Origin of the sequence: Acinetobacter sp. NIPH1876, from assembly GCF_022808535.1 — a bacterium.
Classification (GTDB): Bacteria; Pseudomonadota; Gammaproteobacteria; order Pseudomonadales; family Moraxellaceae; genus Acinetobacter; species Acinetobacter higginsii.
The window spans coordinates 99452-120579 of the sequence record NZ_JALGBR010000004.1; the positions used below are offsets into that span (position 1 = coordinate 99452).

Below are 21128 nucleotides of genomic sequence, written 5' to 3' on the forward strand. Positions count from 1 at the left end.
TTTACACTCCAACGACCTCTACAAATGCTTGATTAAAAACCTCAAGCTCTTTTGCTTCATTCTCAAAATTCACTACATTAATACCAAAGGCTGATTTTTTACACCAATCTTCAAGTGCATTATCTGCAAAATAAACTTTATAAATAATTTCAACTGCTGTTAGCCCTAGAATAATGATATTAAATCTAGCCAACCAAACAACAGAACCTATACGTGTAATCATTAGGTAAAAATTTGATTTAACTAATAATTTAGAAAAACTAATCAGAGCTGGTCTTTTTAACGCATTCCCTGCACTTTGTAGAAAATCAATGGAGATTTTCGTATAGCTTAAAGCTAAACCAAAATACACACCACCACGAACAAAATAAACAACCGCGAGGAAACTATCATTACTGCTCATTGCTGCTCTAAGATCGTATAATGAAAAGAATGCACTACCAGCTATTGCAAAACTATTTGCGGCGAATTTAATTAAGTTATGTGTAGCAGTTTTGGTTGTTACTGTAATAACACCAACCAATTCCAAACTGGCGGTGATTAAGCCACATGCTCCTCCTAAAATTTGCAACTGCTGCTGAGAATCTATAGTTTTATTTAATTGGAACATTAAATTAATTGCTTCTAACACCATGACAAAAGATGCAACCCGTGCAGTACCTTTGTTTTTGCTGTCATTTAAAATTGAATCTAAAGTTGCATTGCTGACCTTTGGATCTCGCCGCTGCGGATCTAGTCCCGGAGTTGCAAACAACATCAGTGAATGTAAATTTACACCTTTACTAAAGACACCTGTACGAGCATATAAAAAGCAGCAAATTTGTGTGGCAATTAAACGATCGAGACTGGTACTTCTGGCTTTTTGTGCTGCTACACGAATAAACTCTGCGCTCCAACGCCCTATACGGCCCACAAAAGTCTTATCAAAATCGGGCATATAATGCTTGTTGGCATTATTAGATGCCCATTCATCCCATGCAGCATCTAAGGCAGCAATAGTAACAATCAACTGCTTATAGGTACTCTGGCCTGTTGTCCAGTCGGTATAATTTACAACCGATGCAAAGAAGCTTTGTGTGCCATCATTATAATAATCAATAGCAGATTTCTGGTTATAAAGAACCGCTCGCATAAACACATTATCAGACTCGACTTTACGCTTGGTAATCCAACCATCCATCTGAGTCGCGCCTGCCTTTGTTACGCCTGTACCAGCAACGGCCTGCATCATGTATTCATAAAAAACAAAGCCACTTATTTTATCTTCTGGATCAAAGGCGTGTAACTCTTGTACTAATTGAGACGATTTCAACCAAATCAAATGATCAGCACCTACCACATTTGCGTTGTCCATTCCACTTTTAGTCTTTGTAGCAACATTTGATTTAAATGTCTGCATCTCATCATATTTGACTAAAGGCTTATATTTATTCTCCCACTGATTCATTGCAAAAGCGGTATTGCTTTCAATCTTTGCCTTTTCCAGTGCTTTTGCCTTCTGTTGAGCGATTTCCTTTTGCTGTTCATATGCCTGTTTGGCAGAGCTTGGTGGGGTCATACCATATTGCGCAAAATAAGCCTTACGCGCTTTTTCGGTAAACTTGTACTGCTCAGGATTTTTTCTTTTCATCTGCTCAAGGTTCTGTTGATGCATTTGAAAATTACGTTCGCTATAAGGTTGGTTCAATTGGGCATCAATTGATTTCATATCAACATTTTTAGTGTGTTCTGCCCATTTTTTTGCACTTTGTAAGGCTTTTCTTTTTAAGCCTTCTTCAATCGATTCAATTAAAGGAATGCTATTAAATCGCTGCTGATTACTAATACCATCTTTATAGGTATTCATGAATTTTGTTAATTCAATAAATTGATCATTTCTTCTTTCATTTAAATCAATTGCAATTCCCAAAGCATCATAAATAGCAACGCCACATACCGCTTTTGGAAACTGGGCAAATTTACCTGAAATTTTTTGCTTTCTAGTTTGATTAGCCTTACCAAATTTCGCAAAATTAGGTGTAGGAACATGACGATCAAAAATTTGCTGGTTATAACAAAAGTTTGATTTTTGCCCTCCACGCCAAGCATTTAAATTAATCTTCTGCCATTTTTTTTCATTGGCATAACTAACTCGATTTGCTTGGTAGAGTTTTAATCTTGCTTGTGTAAGAAATCCCTTTGAAAATAGAAGATAGGCTGTTTTTGCCTTTGACTTCTGAAAAGGCGCAAGACAAATCATTGAGCTATTTGCAAAGTGTTTTTCATTGGTACAACCATATGGCGTCGGTGCACAATTCGGGTCAAAAATATTCTTGAGCTTTGCTAGAAATCCTTCTTCATTGACACGATATCCCAACCATCGGGTTGCTCCATTCTCATACTCAACAAAGGCATATAAATAACCTGTATTTAAATATTTTAATGTGTACTTCGAATAAGCAATGGTCTTATCACCTACATAACTATTCAAGTGCGCAGGTAGAGAAACCGCTTGGGTATCTGCTTTCTTAGCGATAGCATAGCGTGTCGGAAATAGAAAAAAACTATCATCTTCTGCATGACAAAATGGGCAATCCTTTTTTTGCTCATTTACCCCTTCTGAAGAAAGCTGTTTTACTGCAATTGCTTTGGGTGCGCCTTTAGATTGATTGGCAGGTAATTCAGCTTTCTTTTGTTCAATCTTGGCTAAATCGTATTTTTTAAGATTCTGCCCCCAAGAAACAGTTTTATTTGCTTGATTGTTTTGTGCATTCTGTAAATAAGGGGGAAGTTTTTTAGTTGAATTATTATCCATTTACACGATCTCTTTCTAAAACATTGGCTTGCAAAGTTGAATCTGTATTGAGCTTTTCAAGCATTTGCTCATAATCTTCTCTATGCCATAAAGTTTTAATGTCTGCATGCTCAGTCAAAGTTGAACCGACTTTATAGAACCAATATACAAGCTCACTCATCACATTAAACTCAACATTGGCTGAATTACCTTTAATCAAAATCAGGTGTTCATAGGTCAACATAGGCTCGATTTGATTTGACGGAATATTTTTATTAACTAGATATTTATTAATGCTGTTCACGTCTTCACACATCATTAAAAAATCAATGACCTGTTTTGGAAAAATATTATTAAATTTAAACGTATAGGCTACAGATGCTTTGGTGAAAATTCCCTTAGGGTGGAGGTACTCCCAAATTTTATAATCCGCCAAATAATGATGATAAAGCACCTCTGGCGCCATATTTTGAAAAACATACTGAACCCGGGGATCATACCAACGTAGAACAAAGGCTTGAGCAGAGCCTTCTGACTTAGCAATTAAATCTTTTTGAAATTTGATTTTTAAACCATCTAATGAATGTTCACTATATCCCCAACCACAAATAATCTGACGTGTGGATGTATAAGCCAGTTGTTCTAACAATATTTCGATAATCTTAGGTGCATATTTATAGAATTTAATATCATTTTTAAGCCTTAGCAGAGCAAGAGGCTGTTTTGCCCCCCGTGTAATCGGCTTAGCGATAAAAACTTTTTCTACCGAAATAAGGGGATCAAAATCATCAATAATTTCACTAAACAAATCAGGTTCAACAGTCCGATCTATAATGAAATCAATAACTCGATTCTCTTTATAAATATGTTCAAATCTAGATAGCAGTAAATCTTCATTAACTGCTTCAATCGGTGTATCTAATTTAAATAAATCTGACATTTTATATCTCAACCAATGCAGCACCATTGGTCGCAGCTGAGTGCTGTTTCGCAGAACAGTCTGGTAAATCAATCGCAGGTATACTCACAGATGCAGCGCCCATAAACAAATGCTGCCCTGCCTTCACTTCAAACTTGCCACCTGTGGTTGGGAAAATACCTGAACCATCCAGCTTGATTTGAGAACCACCCGCAGTAATCACAATCTCTTTAGGGCTAGTAATTTCAATACGATCTTCAGTCGAAGTAATCTGGATGCCTTGCTTGGCAAGTAAATCCATTGTGTCAGCTTGCACATGAACTTCAAACTTACCTTTGGCGGCAACCTGTTTAATTCCATTTTGTGCTGCAAACAGGCTCACCTTAGCACTGGCATGTGCGATCAAATTTTTTTGCGTACTCAGATTAATACTATCGCCCGCAAACTGGTTAATCTGTCCATCCGCAGAGAGATGAATATCTTCATTGCTACTTAAACCAATCCCCTCTGGTGAGCTCAGTAACAACATCGCCTTATTAAACTTGGCAATATCAGATTCAATTTCTTCCGCAAACTCTTTCAGTTGATCCAGTGATTCAATCTCATCGGTCTGCTGGTTCTTAGCTATTTCACTCAGTGCCTTGGCATTGTTTTGATTGCCCTCTAGCCGCTGCTTAGCAACTTGGGCATCCAGATGTTCGCCTTGGGCTTGATCCTGTTTATGCGTGGAAACGAGTAGACCCTCGCCTGCGCGTACTGCACCCCATTGGTCAGTGCGCAGTTCAAAACCTTCGCCACGGTCTTCACTTTCTGCGGTTGCTTTAGGGTGACTCAGTTTGCCGAGGTTGAGTTGACTGGCTGCATGACTGCTTTGTAGTTGAGCACTGATCTGACCTGTGGTGTCATCAAAGCGCAGTTGGTTAAAACCTTCGCCCTGATATTCTTTTGACTTGATCCCTGCCAGTTTCTTGGTGTCAGGCAGCTTGCCTGCATGGTCAAATCTAGTTGGACTACGATGGCCTTCGTGGATTCTTCCCACTACAAATGGACGGTCGATATTGCCATCAAAGAAGTCGATGACTACGATTTCATCAATTCGTGGCAAGAATCGTGCGCCATAGCCTTCACCTGCCCAAGGCGTGAGTACATCAACCCAAGCAGAATCGGTGTCGTTATCATTGGCACCCGCACCACCATCATGGCTATGATCGTCATTACGGGTAAACAGGAAACGGACTTTAATCCGCCCCCATTCATCCACATAGATTTCTTCGCCGCTTGGCCCAACCACTTTGGCACGTTGCGGTGAAGCTGCTGGACGGTGTTGTAAGGGATGATATTCAGGAACGGTTTTAATGCTACGGCGTTGCAAAATCAGTTGATTGGCTTGGCGTTCGTCACTCTCTTTTATTTGCCAATTGCTTTGTGCTAATAATTGATTGATCTGTTGATGTAGATCTTTAGGCAAGTTGTTTTGGTTATAAAAGTTTTTGCCTGTAATCAGGAATTCTTTATCACTACCATCATGCTGATCAATTTCAGGGTGTTCAGCCAATTCAAACCAGTAACCCACATGGGTATCGCGCACGGTGCTATGGGCTGTAAATTGTTTGGATTGTAAGTCGTAGTATTGACCTAAGTTCCGATTCAGTTTTTCAATTTGAGCATTGCCCGATGGGGTTGCACCATCTTCCCCATTTAAATCTTGCATCCACGCGGGTGAAAAATGCCATGCCTGCTCTAGTCCTAGGCTGGCATTGTCATATTGTTCACTGTGTTTATGTGTGCTCTGTACACTGCCTGCACCATCTTCTTGTTCCAGTGCATCGGCTTGCCAGCGTTGTACATGTACGCTGCTCGGTTGTAATGAGCGTTGTCCAACCAAACTGGTCATGCTGTCGTATTGTTCGGTGGCACTACTACGGTGATAACGAATCTGCCGACGCTCTAAGGCTTGGTATTGGCTATTGTCATCAATCAGACGGAGTTTTTGCGGCTGAATCGCAGCACTGCTTTGCGCGACGGTTCGTTCAGCTTCATCAATGAGCCAGTTAATCGATTCGCTACGCATCAAAGATGTTAAAAAATCTTCATCTGATTGATTATATTGCATAATAAAGGGACGAATGTCGTAGTTTTGACTGAGTCCGCTTAAATCAAGCGTTAAACTGGATGCAAATAAGGGACTTTTTTGTTGCCACTCTTTGAAGATAATTTCCACCACATCACGCACGCTCTTGTTCATAAACACACGGCTGTTACGGCGTTGTTTCCACAGTGCGGTGGGATCTTCTAAAGTCAGTTTATAGACAGTCAAGCTACCGTCTGATTGTCCTTGTAAGGCTTGTGTGATAATCCCTGTGACGCGGGTCAGTTGACCTTGATCGGTGACGGTATCAATTGCCGCTTGGCTGCCAATAAATTGTTTAAGAGGAATGGTCGCATTGGTCGACAGGCAAATCAGTTCTGCCCTAAATCCTTCATTCAGTTGATGCTGACCATCAATACGCTGTAGGAAGACTTGAGTATTTAAATTTTGATTGGAAAATTGAATATGAATTGCACGTTTTTGTGCAGTCAAACCTAAATTGTCTAAAGCTTGAAATATATTAGCCAACATCTTTTTATATAAAATTAAATCAAATTTTAGGCATGGTATACAAAACAGACTGATTTGTCTATTTTGTATATTTATTGTTAAATCGATTTAATGGTGGCGTTTTAAAATAGATTCACTGATAAGACCATAGACATTCTGCAAGTCTGGGCGATTAGAATCTGCTAATAATTGGCTATGCATACTTAATATATTTTGGTCGCCTCGCATCGCAGGGCCTGTCTGCATATCCTTGGGATTATTGGCTGTGGCTTTATTTGCGGTCTCTAAAATCAGTGGATAGAGCAAACTAAAATCAACCTGCTCAGCATCAACGATCTGCTTCGCCATGTCATAACAATAATTACTAAAATTGCAAGCAAATACCGCCGCTAAATGCAAAGTCAGACGTTGAGTCGAACTATATTGATAGACAGATTGGCTTAAACTGTTTGCTAACTCGGTTAATAAGGTTAAGTCCTGTTGCTGTACTGCCTCCACAAACAAAGGGGTATCTGCCCAATTCACATCCCTTTCCATACTAAAGGTTTGCAGAGGATAGAACACACCCGCGCGTGGATGTCTCTGTTGCAGTACCGATAAAGCAGTACTTCCCGAAGTATGTACAATCAGATTTTCAGTGAGATATGGCGCAATCGAATCAATCACGCTACGAATCGCCTGATCGCTGACTGCAATAATCACTAAATCGGTTTGCGCATCCAACTGTTGCACATCGTCAATTGCTTGGGCACTGACTTGGTCTGCAAGGGTCTGAGCATGTTGTAGATTCCGACTAAAGATTTGCACAATCTGATGCTGCAATTGCAATACTTTGGCCAAATGGGTTGCAACACGACCTGCTCCAATCAATGTAATTCGCATAATATTTATCTTAAAACCATCGCTGTGCTAAGCATGCCAATAAAAAAAGGACGAATCAATTCGTCCTTCTTGTTGTTGCTTACTTAATTGACATTATTGAGATAGACAATGCGCTCTATGGTACGTTGGGTGAAGCACTTGGTGTACTGCATATCTTGATCTTGTTGACGCATCGCATCATTCCAATAGCGTGATTGCTTTTGATAGGTTTCTAAATCTTTTTCAGGAATATCAGATACATGCTTCTGAGCAAGTACCTTACAATCAACATCACGTTTTTCAAACCAATCAGACTGGTCTTGTTGCAACTGTGCTTTTTGCTCTGCACTAAATTTGTCCCAAGTTTGATTTAAGCGTTCAACCTGCTGTGCTTTTTCAGCATCTAACTCTTTCTTACGAATATCCATTGCTTTTTGAGCCAAGCCCATTTGAGCCGACTCTTCTGCATCATATTGCTGCTGAGCTTGCTCATTGCTTTGTTCAATCAGGCGGTTTTCTTTTAAATAAGCCACATATTGCACGGCTTTGGTCGCCATAAAGACCACACCATCAATCACTGCATTTTGATCAGGAATATTAAACACTAAACCATCTTTATCCGTCTTGGTAATGTCATATAAAAAGCTACCTTTGAGCTTGTCATCTTCTAAGGTCAGTGAATATTCATTATCTGCAAAATAATCAGCTAAAGTACTGGCACTATAATCGCCTTCACACTCTTCACAATTTTTTTGCTGCTCAGCATAAGCATTCTCCGCACGCTTTTGTAAGCCTTTCGGGAATTGAACAATTAACTGACTTTCACAGCTCAATTGTGTTTTTGATGCTTGCTCGCCTTCTGCTGCATCTAAGGTACGCACATTTTTAATTTCGAATTTCAGACCTTTATTGATTTTATCCAAAACATCATAATCTGCCTGATACCCACTTTCTCTTAGGCTACGCTCGATTTGTTTTAAATAGTCTTTTTTCAATGCCGCTTGAATATTATTCAAGTTGTCTTGATTGGTACAACTCCACTCAGCGACAGCCGCATCCGTATTTTCAACTTTATCTTTCGGCTTGAACTTGTCACAACCTGTTAATAACACTGCTGCTGTTAATGTTGTGAATATAAAAAACTTATTCATATTAATACTCGTAATCTTGTTTTTTTCGGGCGTATTCTACTCAATTTAAAACGATACTTTCGAGTCTTTTCTCTGATTTTATTTAAACAACTTCATTTAAAATTATATTCACTCAAATAAATAATTAAAATAAAAGGAGTTATTTTTCCAATAACTCCTTTTAAACGTCAACAAACCCTCAATTAAGGGCTAATTGAAAACTCAATACGGCGATTTTTAAAACGTCCTTCTTCAGTTGCATTATCTGCAACAGGATTATCTGCACCATGCCCCACCGCTGTGAGTTGAGCCGCATCCACGCCTTGACTGACTAAATAATCAACCACCGCCTGTGCACGTTTTTGTGATAGCGTTTTATTGCTATTGGCATTACCTGTTGAATCGGTATAACCCGCAACGGTCAGTTTTGCATCTTTGGTATTTTTCATTAAGCCAGCGGCTTTATCCAAGATTGCTTTGTTTTCATCTGGAATCTGGTTGGATCCCGTTGAGAAATTAATAATCTGTAGATTAAGTGCTTTAATTACGGCATTAATATCAACCTGATTGGCATCAATGCTTGCCAATGCATCCTGTGCTGCATTTAGACTATTACTTACCGAATCAGCAGCACTAACAGGCGCTTCGACAACCACCTCGGTATTTGGTACTAATCCTTTAATCTTGCCAAGCAACTCATTGAGTTTAGCTGCATCTGCACCTTTTAAGGTGATCTTATCACCCACCCATTCCAAGGAAACATTTGGAACCCCTTTAAGCAATCCCAAAACACCTGCCAGTCCTGCTTGATCAGTAAACGAGCCTGCATGTGTTGCAGCCGTACCTGCTGTATCTACCGTACAGTCCTGATTAGAAGAAAAAACTTCTTTGACCTTGGCCTGAATACTGGCAAGGAGCCCTTGATCACCAACCATGACCTGACACTGTGCAACATGACCATTAGCATCGGTGGTTAATGCCAAGCTCGCGGGCGCAATCATCGTACCGACTTGTGATGCCGGTGAATCCTCATTACTTACAGGTACTTCCATTTGTTTATGTTGACATGACTTCCACAACCATGCGACCAACAATGCCAAAATAATCAGCGCTACAATCGGTAGCCAAGCACGAGACTTACTTCCTGTCGTCGCGGTCGCACTGGCTAAGCTCGTTGTGGAGGCTGTAGCACTCGAAACGAGACCTAAAGGTGCAAGCAAACCTACCGCCCATGCAGGTAACAGCGCACGAATTGAATCAGCATGCTGTTTTAAATAATTAACAATGCTTTGGGTATCATTACCCGCTTCACTGGTTAAAGCAGCAAGGCTGGCTGGAAGCGCTTGATTTAATGTTTGCTCTGCTTCAGCTATGGGAAGCTGACCACCTGCGAGGTTGGATAATAATGCATTTTTAACTTGATCATTATGACCAAATAAATCGAATAAGGAAGGTGAAATCGACTCTTTTAGTTTCTGAATCAATTCAGGTTTTGCAGCTAAAATCGAAAGAAAAATCGGGTAAAATTTAGATAACAGCGCACTTTTTTCGTTCGCCAATCCATCTTGACCACTCACAAGCACAGAGGTCACTTTCTGCTTTAACAGTTCTATTGGGTTTATTGACATTGTTATTCTCTCCAACACATTAAATTTATAATATTCAGATCGCTTAAGAAAAATGCGAAGTACAAGCAAACTGAAGCTTTTTCATTCTAATCATTTGTGTGTTTTTTATTCGTTTTTATATCATTTAAATACAATACTTACATCACACTTTACAAAACCGAGAAAAAGCCAAATCGCTTTAGATCATCATTCAGTTGAGTTATAAATTGTGCGATAAGGAATAATTTCATCTTCATAATAAGGCATTTTACTTGCTTAATTGATATAGAAACAGTAAGGAAAAACTCGCAAAAATGAGTGTAAGAAACGGAAATAAACGATAAGATTTCTTTTCAGGCGCTATCTCAACCGGCTCAGTAATTTCTTCTAATGACACTGCTACGCTTGGAACTTCATCTAATAGGGCAAGCACCTCCTCCGACCAATTTGGCAACAGTCCATTTATCGATTCTTGATGTTCACGAAGGTAATGAATAATGCTGATTGCATCATTTCCGATTTCATTTGAAAGTACTGCTAGACTCTTCGGGATCGCTCGATTTAATGTGATTTCTACCTCTGCAACCGAAACTTTACCTGCTGCCAACCTTAACAGTAATGCATTTTTTACTTTTTCATTTTCTTCCATTAGGTCAAAAACAGAAGGTGTCAGCTTCTCTTTTAACTGATCAACAAGTTCTGGTTTCTGTAAAAAACGATGCAAAAAAATAGGATAAAATCTTGATAAAACATCATTTTTTTCATTTACTAGACATGTTTGATCATTGACAATAATAGAGGATACTTTTTGCTTAAGCAGCTCCATTGGGTGAATAGCCATATGATTTAGCTCCAATTATTTCAATTGTTTAATTCTCATTTTTTATAATTTTATGTAAAGCACATCTCATTTATTTTCTTACTTTAATCTAATTTTTTTATTTTTATCAGTTTTGTAAAATTTAAATACAATATCTACATCACACTTTACAAAGCAGAATAAGACTTGATCGCCTTATTCTGCTGTTTGCATATCATTTATGCGAAGGTCGTCATCACCTTACCTGTCAGCTGTTGACCAAGTAATGGCGTATTTTTACCTTGAGACAGGATGCTGTCTTTAGACACCGTCCACTGTAGTTCTGGATCAATCAAAACCCAACCGGCTTCTTGCAACCAACGATCCGTCATATTGGCCACTTGTGCTGGAATAGAGGTGACTTTCTCCACCCATTCCAAAGGTTCAAACACACCTTCTTGAATCAACTGCACACCTAAACCGACATAGGTATCAAAAGCAGCAATCCCTGGCTGTGTTTCAGCAAATGGAGCCATTTTCGCTGAGCTACTAAGGGGTTCATGATGGGTACAGATTGCATCAATCACGCCTTCTTTCACTCCTTGACGCAATAATGCCTTATCTTGCTCAGAACGTAACGGTGGGCGTACATGGGCAAGTGAGTTAAAACCATCGGTCAGTTGCTCAGTCAGATGTAACTGATGCATAGCAACATCGGCAGTGACAGGTAAACCTTTGGCTTTTGCTGCACGGATCAAATCAACCGAAGCACCACAAGACAACAGACCAAAGTGTGCTTTCACGCCAGTTGCTTCAATCATGATCAAGTATTTAGCAATCGCAACAGTTTCAGCAATCGCAGGAATCATGGGTAAACCTTGACGAGAAGCAATAAAGCCTTCGTGTGCACAGCCATCTTTGGCAATCTGTGGTTCTTCGGCATAGAACACGACCGTCAAGCCCAAACCTGCTGCATATTCCAGAGTACGAATGACCACATCATCATTTTCAAAGCTTGCATTCGCATTTGAAACCGCAGTACATCCACCCTTCTTCAATCCCGCCATATTGGCAGGTTGTTTGCCATTCAGACCTTGGGTTTGTGCACCAATAATTTGTAGATAAATGCCGCCATCCAATTGTGCTTTTTCAATCAAGCCATGAATTAAAGCGCCATTATCTTGAACAATTGGTTTTGAATCAGGTGGTGTTATCACATGCAAAATACCATTGGCACGCGCCGCTTTACCTTCTGACTTTAAGGTTCCATGCTGTTGTTGCCCTGGTTCACGTAGACGTGCACAAAGATCAACCATGGTTGGCATTAACCATTTGCCTTGGCCATCAATCGTTTCATCGACTTGATCTACTGCATCAACCAACTTACCGTTTTCGATATATACCGTTTTGACTTGATCAGTTTTTTGAATTGGATCGAGCACACGGACATTTTCAATTTTTACTATACTCATGTGATCTATCCTTTACAGCGCAATCGCTTCAATTAAACCTTGTTCTTGTAACTGCCCTTGCATCGCAAGTGCCAACACTGCCATACGAACTGCAATCCCATTGGTGACTTGCTTCAAAATAACAGATTGATCACCATCGGCAACGCTTGAATCAATTTCAACTCCACGGTTCATTGGCCCCGGATGCATCACGATGCAATCAGGCTTAGCCAATGCCAAACGCTCTTTGTTTAAGCCGTACATTTTATAGAATTCAGCTTGTGAAGATAATGCAGGTGAATCAATACGTTCATTTTGAATACGTAAGGCAATAATCACATCGCAGTCTTTTACGCCTTCATCCATTTTGTTAAACAGACGTACATGTTCGCCATATTTATCAAAGGCCACTGGCAATAAGGTATTTGGTGCAATCACACGAATGTCTTTACAACCCAATGTTTGCAATGCCGCTACATTTGAGCGTGCGACGCGTGAATGCTTGATATCACCAATAATCGCCACGGTTAAGTCTTCAAATGGCTTTTGGGTTTCGCGGCGAATGGTCAACATATCCAGCATGGCTTGGGTAGGATGCGCATGACGACCATCACCTGCATTGATAATCGCAACCTTAGGGCACACATCTTTGGCAATAAAATGTGCTGCACCAGAAGATGAATGACGCACCACGAAGATATCCGCTGCCATCGCTTCCAAATTCCAAAGCGTGTCACGTAGCGTTTCACCTTTAGAGGTACTTGAACGTGCAATATCAATATTTAAGACATTGGCAGACAAACGCTTTGCTGCAGCCTCAAACGTAGTACGGGTACGAGTGGAGTTTTCAAAGAAAAGATTCATCACCGTCAGTCCTTCAAGCAACGGACGATTGATCAAGTTATTATTTTCATCTAAAAAGCTTTGCGCTGTATCTAGAATCTTGGTTAAGGTTTCTTTAGAAAGACCTTCAATTGTTAAAAAGTGCTTGAGATTTCCTTGTTGATTGAGCTGGATCTGACTCAAAGTATGCAATGCCGCCAAGTGCATAAGAGATTCCTAACACGTTAAGTTAACGCATTATACAGACTTTGGATTTCATTCGCAGTTGAACTTTTCAGCACTTAAGTAAAAATATTTTAGATCTTTTCCATGATCTTATTTTTATTCAATATCAGAACATAGATTCTGAATATTGATCCAATACAAATACTCCAAAATAAAGATAAGGATGTAAGCATCATCTCTACATCCTTTTAATATTCTATTTTTTAATGACTTATAATTTACCTTAATGCACCAATATAGTGATGATGTACCTGTGCTTGATAAATTTCTTCATCGGTAACTTCCATGGAATAAGTTTCCAAAATCTCAGCTGGTTGTTTCTCCGTCGCAGTTTTTGTCTCCACCACCAATGGATTTGGCTCAGGATATAAATCAATCAATGGGCTTAAACGATGTACAAAACGTTCCAACTCTGGGTCCTGAGTTGTTAAGGCGATATCCAGCACATGCTTGGCATAATCTTTATTGTTAACGAGATACATTACATCGATCACACGACCACAGACACGTCTTAAACGGACATACATTTGAGTTGCAATCGTAAAAGCTTCAGCATTGACCAATACTTCGTTATTCATGCTTTCTTTCATAAAGTCCTCACATCATTGGGAGAAATATTTACTGATAATTCATCAAGAGAAAAGCAAAAGCTGTACCAACTATTAAAATAAAAAATAAAAATGCACTTGATCACATTTTTGAATCACCCAAACACAGATAAAATTATTCAAAAAATATCGATTAATGCAGAATAAAGCTGACAATCACACAAATATGCACCGACAGAGCAAGCAAAAATCAGTTAAAATATGCGATTGCTAAAAATGTTTTTGGAAATTTGAATGAATGCTAAACAACGTCTAACAGACTATTGGGTGACCTGTGCAGACGGGCTTGAAACCTTATTACAACAAGAGCTTGAAGATTTAGGCATTCAAAATATCCAACGTTTTGCTGGGCGTTTAGTGTTTAAAGGCACACTTGAAAATGCATATCGGGTTTGTATGTGGTCACGCCTTGCCTCTCGCGTGCTTTTACCGATTCATACCCATGAACTTGAACATACCCATGATGCACGTGATGTAGCTGAAGAACTCTATGAAGGCGCGATTAGCTTTGACTGGTCACTGATTTTTGCACCACAAAGTACCTTTGCAGTCCGCTTACATGTTGAACGTGAAATCAAGGTCAATACACAGTTCGCGACCCTACGAGTTAAAGATGGTGTAGTGGATTCCTTTATGGAAGCCGTTGGTAAGCGTCCGAGCATTGATATCAAGCAGCCTGAAATTACCCTATACGCTCTAGCAGGTAAAACTGAACATACTTATTGCTTAGACTTATCTGGTGATTCTTTACATAAGCGCGGCTACCGACGCTATATGACCGATGCACCCATTAAAGAAAACTTGGCAGCAGCGATTCTACAAAAAGCCCAATTATCAAAATACCAACCCGATATTATTCTTGACCCAATGTGTGGTTCAGGCACATTTATTATCGAATCTCTACTCATTTTAACAGACCGTGCACCAGGCTTAGTGCGTCGTTTTGGCTTTAATGGTTGGCATGGTCATGACCATGAACTTTGGTTAAGATTAAAAGCTGAAGCTGCTGAACGTCATGAAAAGGCTTTAGAACAGCCACTACCTAAATTCTATGCTTATGATGCTGATTGGGAAGCCGTAAAAGCAACGCGTCAAAACATCATTGCGGCTGGTTTCGAAAAATTACTCGATCAAATTCAGATTGAAGAACGTACCTTGGCCGATTGGGATAACTTCCATGCCGAAGGTAAAAAAGCATTTATCGTTACAAATCCTCCTTATGGCGAACGTTTAGGTGATAAAGCCTCTAGTCGTGCATTTTATCTAGGTTTATCTGGACTGTTACAAAAGAATTTCCCAAATCAGTCTGTGGCTGTCATTGCGGCACAAATTGAACAAGCAGATGTACTTGCTATTAACGATCCCCAAACCTTACGTTTAATGAATGGTAAATTACCAATTTATATCCGTTTTGGTACCGTTAAACCTGCAACAGTGACACAACCTTTCCTTGCCACTTGGCAGCCACAACAGTTTGAAAAAATTGAAGGTGCCGAAGACTTTACCAATCGCTTGCAAAAAAATATGCAAACATTGAAAAAATGGGCAGTCAAAGAAAATGTTTTCTGTTTACGTTTATATGATGCCGATTTGCCTGATTTTAACGTCGCAGTCGACTTATATGGCGATCGTTTGCATGTTCAAGAATACGCGCCACCAAAAACCATTGATCCAGAAAAAGCAAAAAAACGTTTTAACCTTGCTCTTGCTGCCATCCGTGCTGTGACCGGTTTAGGTCGTGATGCCATCTTTATTAAAACACGTGCAAAACAAGCGGGTGCAAACCAATACACGAAACAGAGTACTGCCTCTAAACGTTTTATCGTTCAGGAAGGCAAAGCACGTATCTTGGTGAATTTGACTGATTATTTGGATACAGGGTTATTCTTGGACCATCGTCAGATGCGTTTAAGAATTGCCAAAGAAGCGCGAGGTAAACACTTCTTAAATCTTTATAGCTACACTTCTACAGCAAGTCTACATGCCGCTTTAGGTGGTGCAGCAAGTACGACCAGTGTCGATTTATCCAATACTTACTTAAATTGGTCTAAAGAGAATTTTGTACTCAATGGTTTGACTGTCGATCATGCAGATGAACAGCACATGTTCTTTGCAAGTGATTGCTTTGAATGGCTAAAAGAAGGTCATGAGCAATATGACTTGATTTTCATTGACCCACCAACCTTCTCGAACTCAAAGAAGTTCTATGGAACTTTTGACGTACAGCGTGACCACGTTTCACTTCTTAAACGAGCTATGAATCGCTTAACCAGTGATGGAACCCTGTACTTCTCAAATAACTATCGTGGTTTTGAGTTAGATGAAGAAATTGAGGCGATGTATCAGGTTGAAGAGATCACCTCTGAAACGATTGGTCCAGATTTTAAACGGAATCAAAAAATTCATCGTGCTTGGAAAATTCAACACCCTGCTATTTAATCACTAGCTCGGCTTTTACGTCATCGTTATAAGTCACATGAACATTGCCTGACTCGAACTCATAAATCATGTAGCGATCAGGTGGCTGTTCATGTGGTTTGATGGTCGCAGCCCGCTTATCTCGATTATCAACAGCCAACACTTTCTTCTGCTCTTCATGAGGTGATAAAACGCCTCCTAAGATCGTACTGACACGAATATCACCCAAGTATTTATCACTCAAGATCCGTTGTGAACGCCAACGTTCTTCTTCAGGCTTTAAGGCATCTTGTTGCGCTTTAATGAGAATACTGGGAAGTGCATTATTCAGCATAGCAGTTTGTAAGGCGAGTGTCCCTTCACTCAATGGTTGTGCGGCATGCACCATTGAAGATAAGGCAGTCATCAACAAAATTACACAAGCATTTGTGCAATGATGTCTGTTCTTTTCCATTGCAATTCATCCTGAATTTTTTTCTTATTTGATCCGAAACTATCAAGTTTTTCACAAAGTCGCAATGTTATTGGTAATATTCCTGCAAAAATCTGACCAGTTGCACTGATACAAAAAAAGATGGTGATTTTCATCACCATCTTTTTAGCCAAACGTTCAAATTTCACTTAACTCAGTTTCATTTTATCAAAGACCAGATGACCACTTTCACCTTTGATTAAAATGTTATCCCCTGGCTGGAATTCCCCAGACAAGATTTTCTGAGCCAAGTTATTCTCCACTTGTTGCTGAATCGCACGTTTTAATGGACGTGCACCGTATACAGGGTCAAAACCAGCATCGATCAATAGATCAAAAGCGCTATCATCCACAGTTAAGCCCATATCACGATCGCTCAAGCGTGAACGTAAACGATCTAACTGAATATCCGCAATACCACGAATCTGTGCCTTTTGCAGTGAATGGAATACCACCAACTCATCAATACGGTTAATAAACTCTGGACGGAAATGCTGTGTAACCGCATTCATGACCACAGCACGAACCTCGTCATCGGTTGCGCCTTCACCTAGTTCACGCACATCTTGTGAACCAAGGTTCGAGGTCATCACAATCACCGTATTTTTAAAGTCGATCACACGACCTTGCGAGTCGGTTAAGCGCCCATCATCTAACACCTGTAGCAGGATGTTAAATACATCTGGATGCGCTTTTTCCACCTCATCAAATAACACCACACTGTAAGGTTTACGGCGTACAGCTTCAGTGAGCACACCACCTTCTTCATAACCAACATAGCCCGGAGGCGCACCGACCAAACGACTGACTGAGTGTTTTTCCATGAACTCAGACATATCAATACGGATCATGGCATCATCACTGTCAAACAAGAAGTTCGCCAATGCTTTGGTCAACTCGGTTTTACCCACACCTGTTGGTCCAAGGAATAAGAATGAGCCACTTGGACGATTCGGGTCAGACAAGCCCGCACGTGAACGACGGACCGCATTGGAAACAGCAACCACTGCTTCATCTTGTCCAACCACACGGTTATGCAAGAACTCTTCCATGTTCAGCAGTTTTTCACGTTCACCCTGCAACATTTTCGCCACTGGGATACCTGTTGCCGCACTGACCACTTCAGCAATTTCATTCTCAGTCACTTTGGTACGAATCAGTTTCGGCTCTTCATTTTCCTCAGCAACCTCGGCTTGTTCCAAGCGTTTCTGTAACTCTGGAATCACGCCATATTGCAAACGTGCAGCTTCCGCCAAATCACCTTCTCGTTTTGCTTTTTCTAAAGCAACACGTGCTTGATCCAGTTCAACTTGTGCTTTTTTATCACCTTCAACCAGCGTTTTTTCAGCTTTCCAGATCTCTTCTAGATCGTTGTACTCTTTTTGCTTTTCAGCAATTTGATGTTCAAGATGATTGACCTCGGCTTTACTGCCAGCATCTTCATCTTTTTTCACCGCTTCCAATTGCATTTTCAATTGGATTAATCGACGATCAAGTTTATCCAAAGCTTCAGGCTTCGAGTCGATTTCCATTTTGATCCGCGATGCCGCTTCATCAATCAGATCAATAGCCTTGTCAGGTAATTGACGATCCGTGATATAACGATGTGACATTTTCGCCGCAGCAATAATGGCTGAGTCTAAAATTTGCACCCCATGATGGGTTGCATATTTTTCTTTTAGACCACGTAAAATCGCAATAGTATCTTCTACACTCGGCTCATCAACGAGCACTTTTTGGAAACGGCGTTCAAGTGCAGCATCTTTCTCGATGTATTGACGATATTCATCCAATGTCGTTGCACCTACACAACGCAATTCACCACGCGCTAAAGCAGGTTTCAACATATTACCTGCATCCATCGCGCCATCACCCTTACCAGCACCGACGAGAGTATGTAACTCATCAATAAACAGGATGATCTCACCTTCATGTTTAGCAAGGTCTTTGAGAACCGCTTTTAAACGCTCTTCAAACTCACCACGATATTTTGCACCTGCAAGCAATGAGCCCAAGTCTAATGACAGTACACGCTTATTCTTCAAGCCTTCAGGCACTTCACCATTGACGATACGTTGTGCTAAACCTTCCACAATTGCTGTTTTACCTACCCCTGGTTCACCAATCAGGACAGGATTGTTTTTGGTACGACGTGATAAAACCTGAATGGTACGACGAATTTCATCATCACGACCAATCACAGGATCGAGCTTGCCCGCTAAAGCACGCTCAGTTAAGTCAATGGTATATTTATTGAGTGAGTCACGTTGATCTTCGTGATTATTGCTCATAACTTTGTCATTTCCTCGAATATTTTCAATTACTTTGCGTAAGCTTTCTGGTGTTACACCAACACTATTTAAAATGCTTTTGGTTTCACCTGTTTCTGTCAGCCCCAACAACACCCAATCGGTTGATAAAAATTCATCACCTGCTTTTTGTGCATAGCGGTCAGCTAAATTCAGTGCCTTTACCGCTTCAGGATTCAAATTGATATCACCAGTAGGATTCGCCAACGTTGGTGCATTCTCTAACGCTTGTTCAAGTTTTTGCTTTAACTCTGGTAAACGTGCGCCCGCTTGTTGCAATAAACTCAGATTGGCAGGTTCTTTCAAAAGAGTCGACAAAATATGAATCCCTGCAATCGCAGTATGATCCTGACCCATTGCCAATGATTGCGCGTCTGAGAGTGCTTGCTGTAAACGGTTTGTAAATTTTTCAAATCGCATTCTTGTTATTCCTCACAACAAATTCTTAACTTATCACTTAGATGGGAACGCTTTTTAAAATTTCAAATAAAATTTATATATTTTTCAATATTTTATAAAAATTTAAAGAAATAAAACTCAGTATTAATATGGGTGTATAAACGATCCATTTCAAGTATATTTTGTATAATTTTTCTGTCTATTCGGTTTTGCACAAAATCCTTATTGTGATTTTAAGGTGAACCTTTTAGTTTAACCCTTTGCTTCAATTAAAAATGCCCATCATGTCTCTAAAAACAATTTTGCTCAGTGTTGCTTCCCTGCTTCCACTTCATGCTACTTTTGCACAACTACCACAGGACTCAAGACGTGCTGGTGGTGTTGCTGTGATCCCGCTTCCAGCAAACACCACACAAGTTTTTTATGAACAAAAACCCGTCTTGATTACACAACAAGGGACACAACGCTATGCCGTGTTTGGCATTCCACTTTCCGCTCCCTTAGGTGGCTTGACCTTAACAAGCAATACCACACCAATTCAAATCGAAGTAAAGCCTTATCAATATGCCGAACAACGTTTAACGGTTAAAAACCAAGACTATGTCAATCCCACTCAAGATCAACTCGACCGTTATGCTCAAGAAGCAAAAGAGCAAAATGATATTTATAGCTCTTTTTCCCAAAGCCACTGGACCCAGTTTCCTAACTTTATTCGACCTACGGCAGGTAAATTTAGTAATTCATTTGGCAGAAAACGCTTTTTCAATGGCGAAGAACGAGCTCCTCACTCCGGTTTAGACATTCCTGCGCCTGTTGGACAAAAAGTAGTAGCGCCTGCTGATGGGGTCGTCGTACAAACAGGAAACTATTTCTTTAATGGCAATACTGTACTGATTGATCATGGCCAAGGCTTAATCAGTATGTTCTGTCATTTGAGTAAAATTAATGTCGTAAAGGGACAGCAGATTCATCAGGGTGAAACACTGGGATTGGTTGGTAAAACCGGTCGAGTCACTGGACCACATTTACACTGGGGAATGAGCCTGAATAATGCGCGAGTAGACCCACAATTATTTATAAAATAAAAAGAAAAGCTTATAAAGAAAAGTGATCTATAAAAATAGATCACTTTTTAGAAAAACTTAATAATTTATTGTTTAAGCAGCTTCAACAATTTCAAAATCATGAGTAATTTCAACACCGCCATCTGAAAGCATTTTACTGGCTGAACAATATTTTTCTGCAGAGAGTTCAACAGCTTTTTCAACTTGCTTACTTTTCACGGCTTTACCTGTCACTACGAAATGCAAATGGATTTTAGTGAACACCGCAGGAATGGAGTCTGCTCTTTCTGCTTTGAGGTGACATACAACATCCGTCACATCTTGGCGAGATTTCTTTAAAATGGTCACAATATCAAACGAAGCACACCCACCAAGTCCCATTAAAATCAATTCCATAGGACGTGGACCACGGTTTTCACCCCCATATTCAGCAGAACCATCCATCACCAAAGTGTGGCCACTTTCTGATTTTGCCTCAAAAGCAACATTCTCTAACCAATGTACACTTGTTTGCATTGCAACTACCCGAAAAACGTTATAAATTTACTCTGTTCTTGTACACTAACATAAAATGAGTTGATAAGGAATTTCATCTCTTCTGTGTAGAAAAGGCTCTACCAAGGGCCTGTGCGATCGGTTTTATCCAAATTC

The 21128-nt window shown here is 40.0% G+C and carries 16 protein-coding genes; 2 read left to right on the forward strand and 14 right to left on the reverse strand.

Annotation, left to right across the window (positions count from 1 at the left end; translation table 11 throughout):
* Nucleotide 1: 1 nt before the first annotated feature.
* The 10 genes from MN869_RS05715 to MN869_RS05760 form a co-directional block, all read right to left on the reverse strand.
* Complete coding sequence (locus MN869_RS05715; RefSeq protein WP_033134777.1) at nt 2-2794, reverse strand: T6SS effector BTH_I2691 family protein; 2793 nt, start codon at nt 2792-2794, stop codon at nt 2-4.
* Nucleotides 2787-3713 (reverse strand): hypothetical protein, encoded by a 927-nt coding sequence (locus MN869_RS05720; RefSeq protein ID WP_241345080.1) that lies wholly within the window; start codon nt 3711-3713, stop codon nt 2787-2789. Before MN869_RS05720 ends, MN869_RS05715 begins: the two co-directional genes overlap by 8 nt.
* 1 nt (nt 3714) lies before the next feature.
* Entirely contained in the window at nt 3715-6312 is a 2598-nt protein-coding gene (locus MN869_RS05725) for a type VI secretion system Vgr family protein (protein WP_241345079.1), read from the reverse strand.
* A gap of 87 nt (nt 6313-6399) precedes the next feature.
* Nucleotides 6400-7173, reverse strand: coding sequence for a Rossmann-like and DUF2520 domain-containing protein (locus MN869_RS05730; RefSeq protein ID WP_033134028.1), 774 nt, complete (start codon nt 7171-7173; stop codon nt 6400-6402).
* Nucleotides 7174-7256: 83 nt separating this feature from the next.
* Nucleotides 7257-8303, reverse strand: coding sequence for a hypothetical protein (locus MN869_RS05735; RefSeq protein WP_033134029.1), 1047 nt, complete (start codon nt 8301-8303; stop codon nt 7257-7259).
* A gap of 182 nt (nt 8304-8485) precedes the next feature.
* Nucleotides 8486-9910 carry an OmpA family protein gene (locus tag MN869_RS05740; RefSeq protein ID WP_243306972.1) on the reverse strand — a complete coding sequence of 475 codons (1425 nt, stop codon included), beginning with the start codon at nt 9908-9910 and terminating at the stop codon, nt 8486-8488.
* Between the two features lie 247 nt (nt 9911-10157).
* Nucleotides 10158-10730 carry a hypothetical protein gene (locus tag MN869_RS05745; protein ID WP_004806349.1) on the reverse strand — a complete coding sequence of 191 codons (573 nt, stop codon included), beginning with the start codon at nt 10728-10730 and terminating at the stop codon, nt 10158-10160.
* A gap of 197 nt (nt 10731-10927) precedes the next feature.
* The gene (locus tag MN869_RS05750) at nt 10928-12160 is read right to left on the reverse strand and encodes a dihydroorotase (protein ID WP_033134031.1); all 1233 of its coding nucleotides are present in this window, start codon (nt 12158-12160) and stop codon (nt 10928-10930) included.
* Between the two features lie 12 nt (nt 12161-12172).
* On the reverse strand, nt 12173-13189 hold the full coding sequence (locus MN869_RS05755) for an aspartate carbamoyltransferase catalytic subunit (protein ID WP_033134032.1): 1017 nt from the start codon (nt 13187-13189) through the stop codon (nt 12173-12175).
* Between the two features lie 236 nt (nt 13190-13425).
* Nucleotides 13426-13797: a hypothetical protein gene (locus tag MN869_RS05760; RefSeq protein WP_004806346.1), complete on the reverse strand. Its 372-nt coding sequence runs from the start codon at nt 13795-13797 to the stop codon at nt 13426-13428.
* Nucleotides 13798-14049: 252 nt separating this feature from the next.
* Between MN869_RS05760 and rlmKL the strand changes: the two genes are divergently transcribed.
* The gene (gene rlmKL / locus MN869_RS05765; RefSeq protein WP_005204447.1) at nt 14050-16254 is read left to right on the forward strand and encodes a bifunctional 23S rRNA (guanine(2069)-N(7))-methyltransferase RlmK/23S rRNA (guanine(2445)-N(2))-methyltransferase RlmL; all 2205 of its coding nucleotides are present in this window, start codon (nt 14050-14052) and stop codon (nt 16252-16254) included.
* On the opposite strand, the gene MN869_RS05770 is transcribed toward rlmKL, so the two are convergent.
* From MN869_RS05770 to clpB, 3 genes are read right to left on the reverse strand one after another with little or no spacing between them, the layout of a single operon-like run.
* Complete coding sequence (locus MN869_RS05770; protein WP_004806342.1) at nt 16247-16687, reverse strand: hypothetical protein; 441 nt, start codon at nt 16685-16687, stop codon at nt 16247-16249. The genes rlmKL and MN869_RS05770 overlap by 8 nt on opposite strands.
* Complete coding sequence (locus tag MN869_RS05775; protein WP_033134033.1) at nt 16648-16854, reverse strand: hypothetical protein; 207 nt, start codon at nt 16852-16854, stop codon at nt 16648-16650. The genes MN869_RS05770 and MN869_RS05775 overlap by 40 nt, the downstream gene beginning before the upstream one ends.
* On the reverse strand, nt 16855-19434 hold the full coding sequence (gene clpB, locus MN869_RS05780; RefSeq protein ID WP_004806339.1) for an ATP-dependent chaperone ClpB: 2580 nt from the start codon (nt 19432-19434) through the stop codon (nt 16855-16857).
* A 263-nt stretch (nt 19435-19697) separates the two neighbouring features.
* Here clpB and MN869_RS05785 point away from each other — a divergent pair, with 263 nt between their 5' ends.
* Entirely contained in the window at nt 19698-20498 is an 801-nt protein-coding gene (locus tag MN869_RS05785; RefSeq protein WP_033134068.1) for a M23 family metallopeptidase, read from the forward strand.
* A gap of 72 nt (nt 20499-20570) precedes the next feature.
* On the opposite strand, the gene MN869_RS05790 is transcribed toward MN869_RS05785, so the two are convergent.
* Nucleotides 20571-20993, reverse strand: coding sequence for an OsmC family protein (locus tag MN869_RS05790; RefSeq protein ID WP_005313099.1), 423 nt, complete (start codon nt 20991-20993; stop codon nt 20571-20573).
* Nucleotides 20994-21128 lie beyond the last annotated feature (135 nt).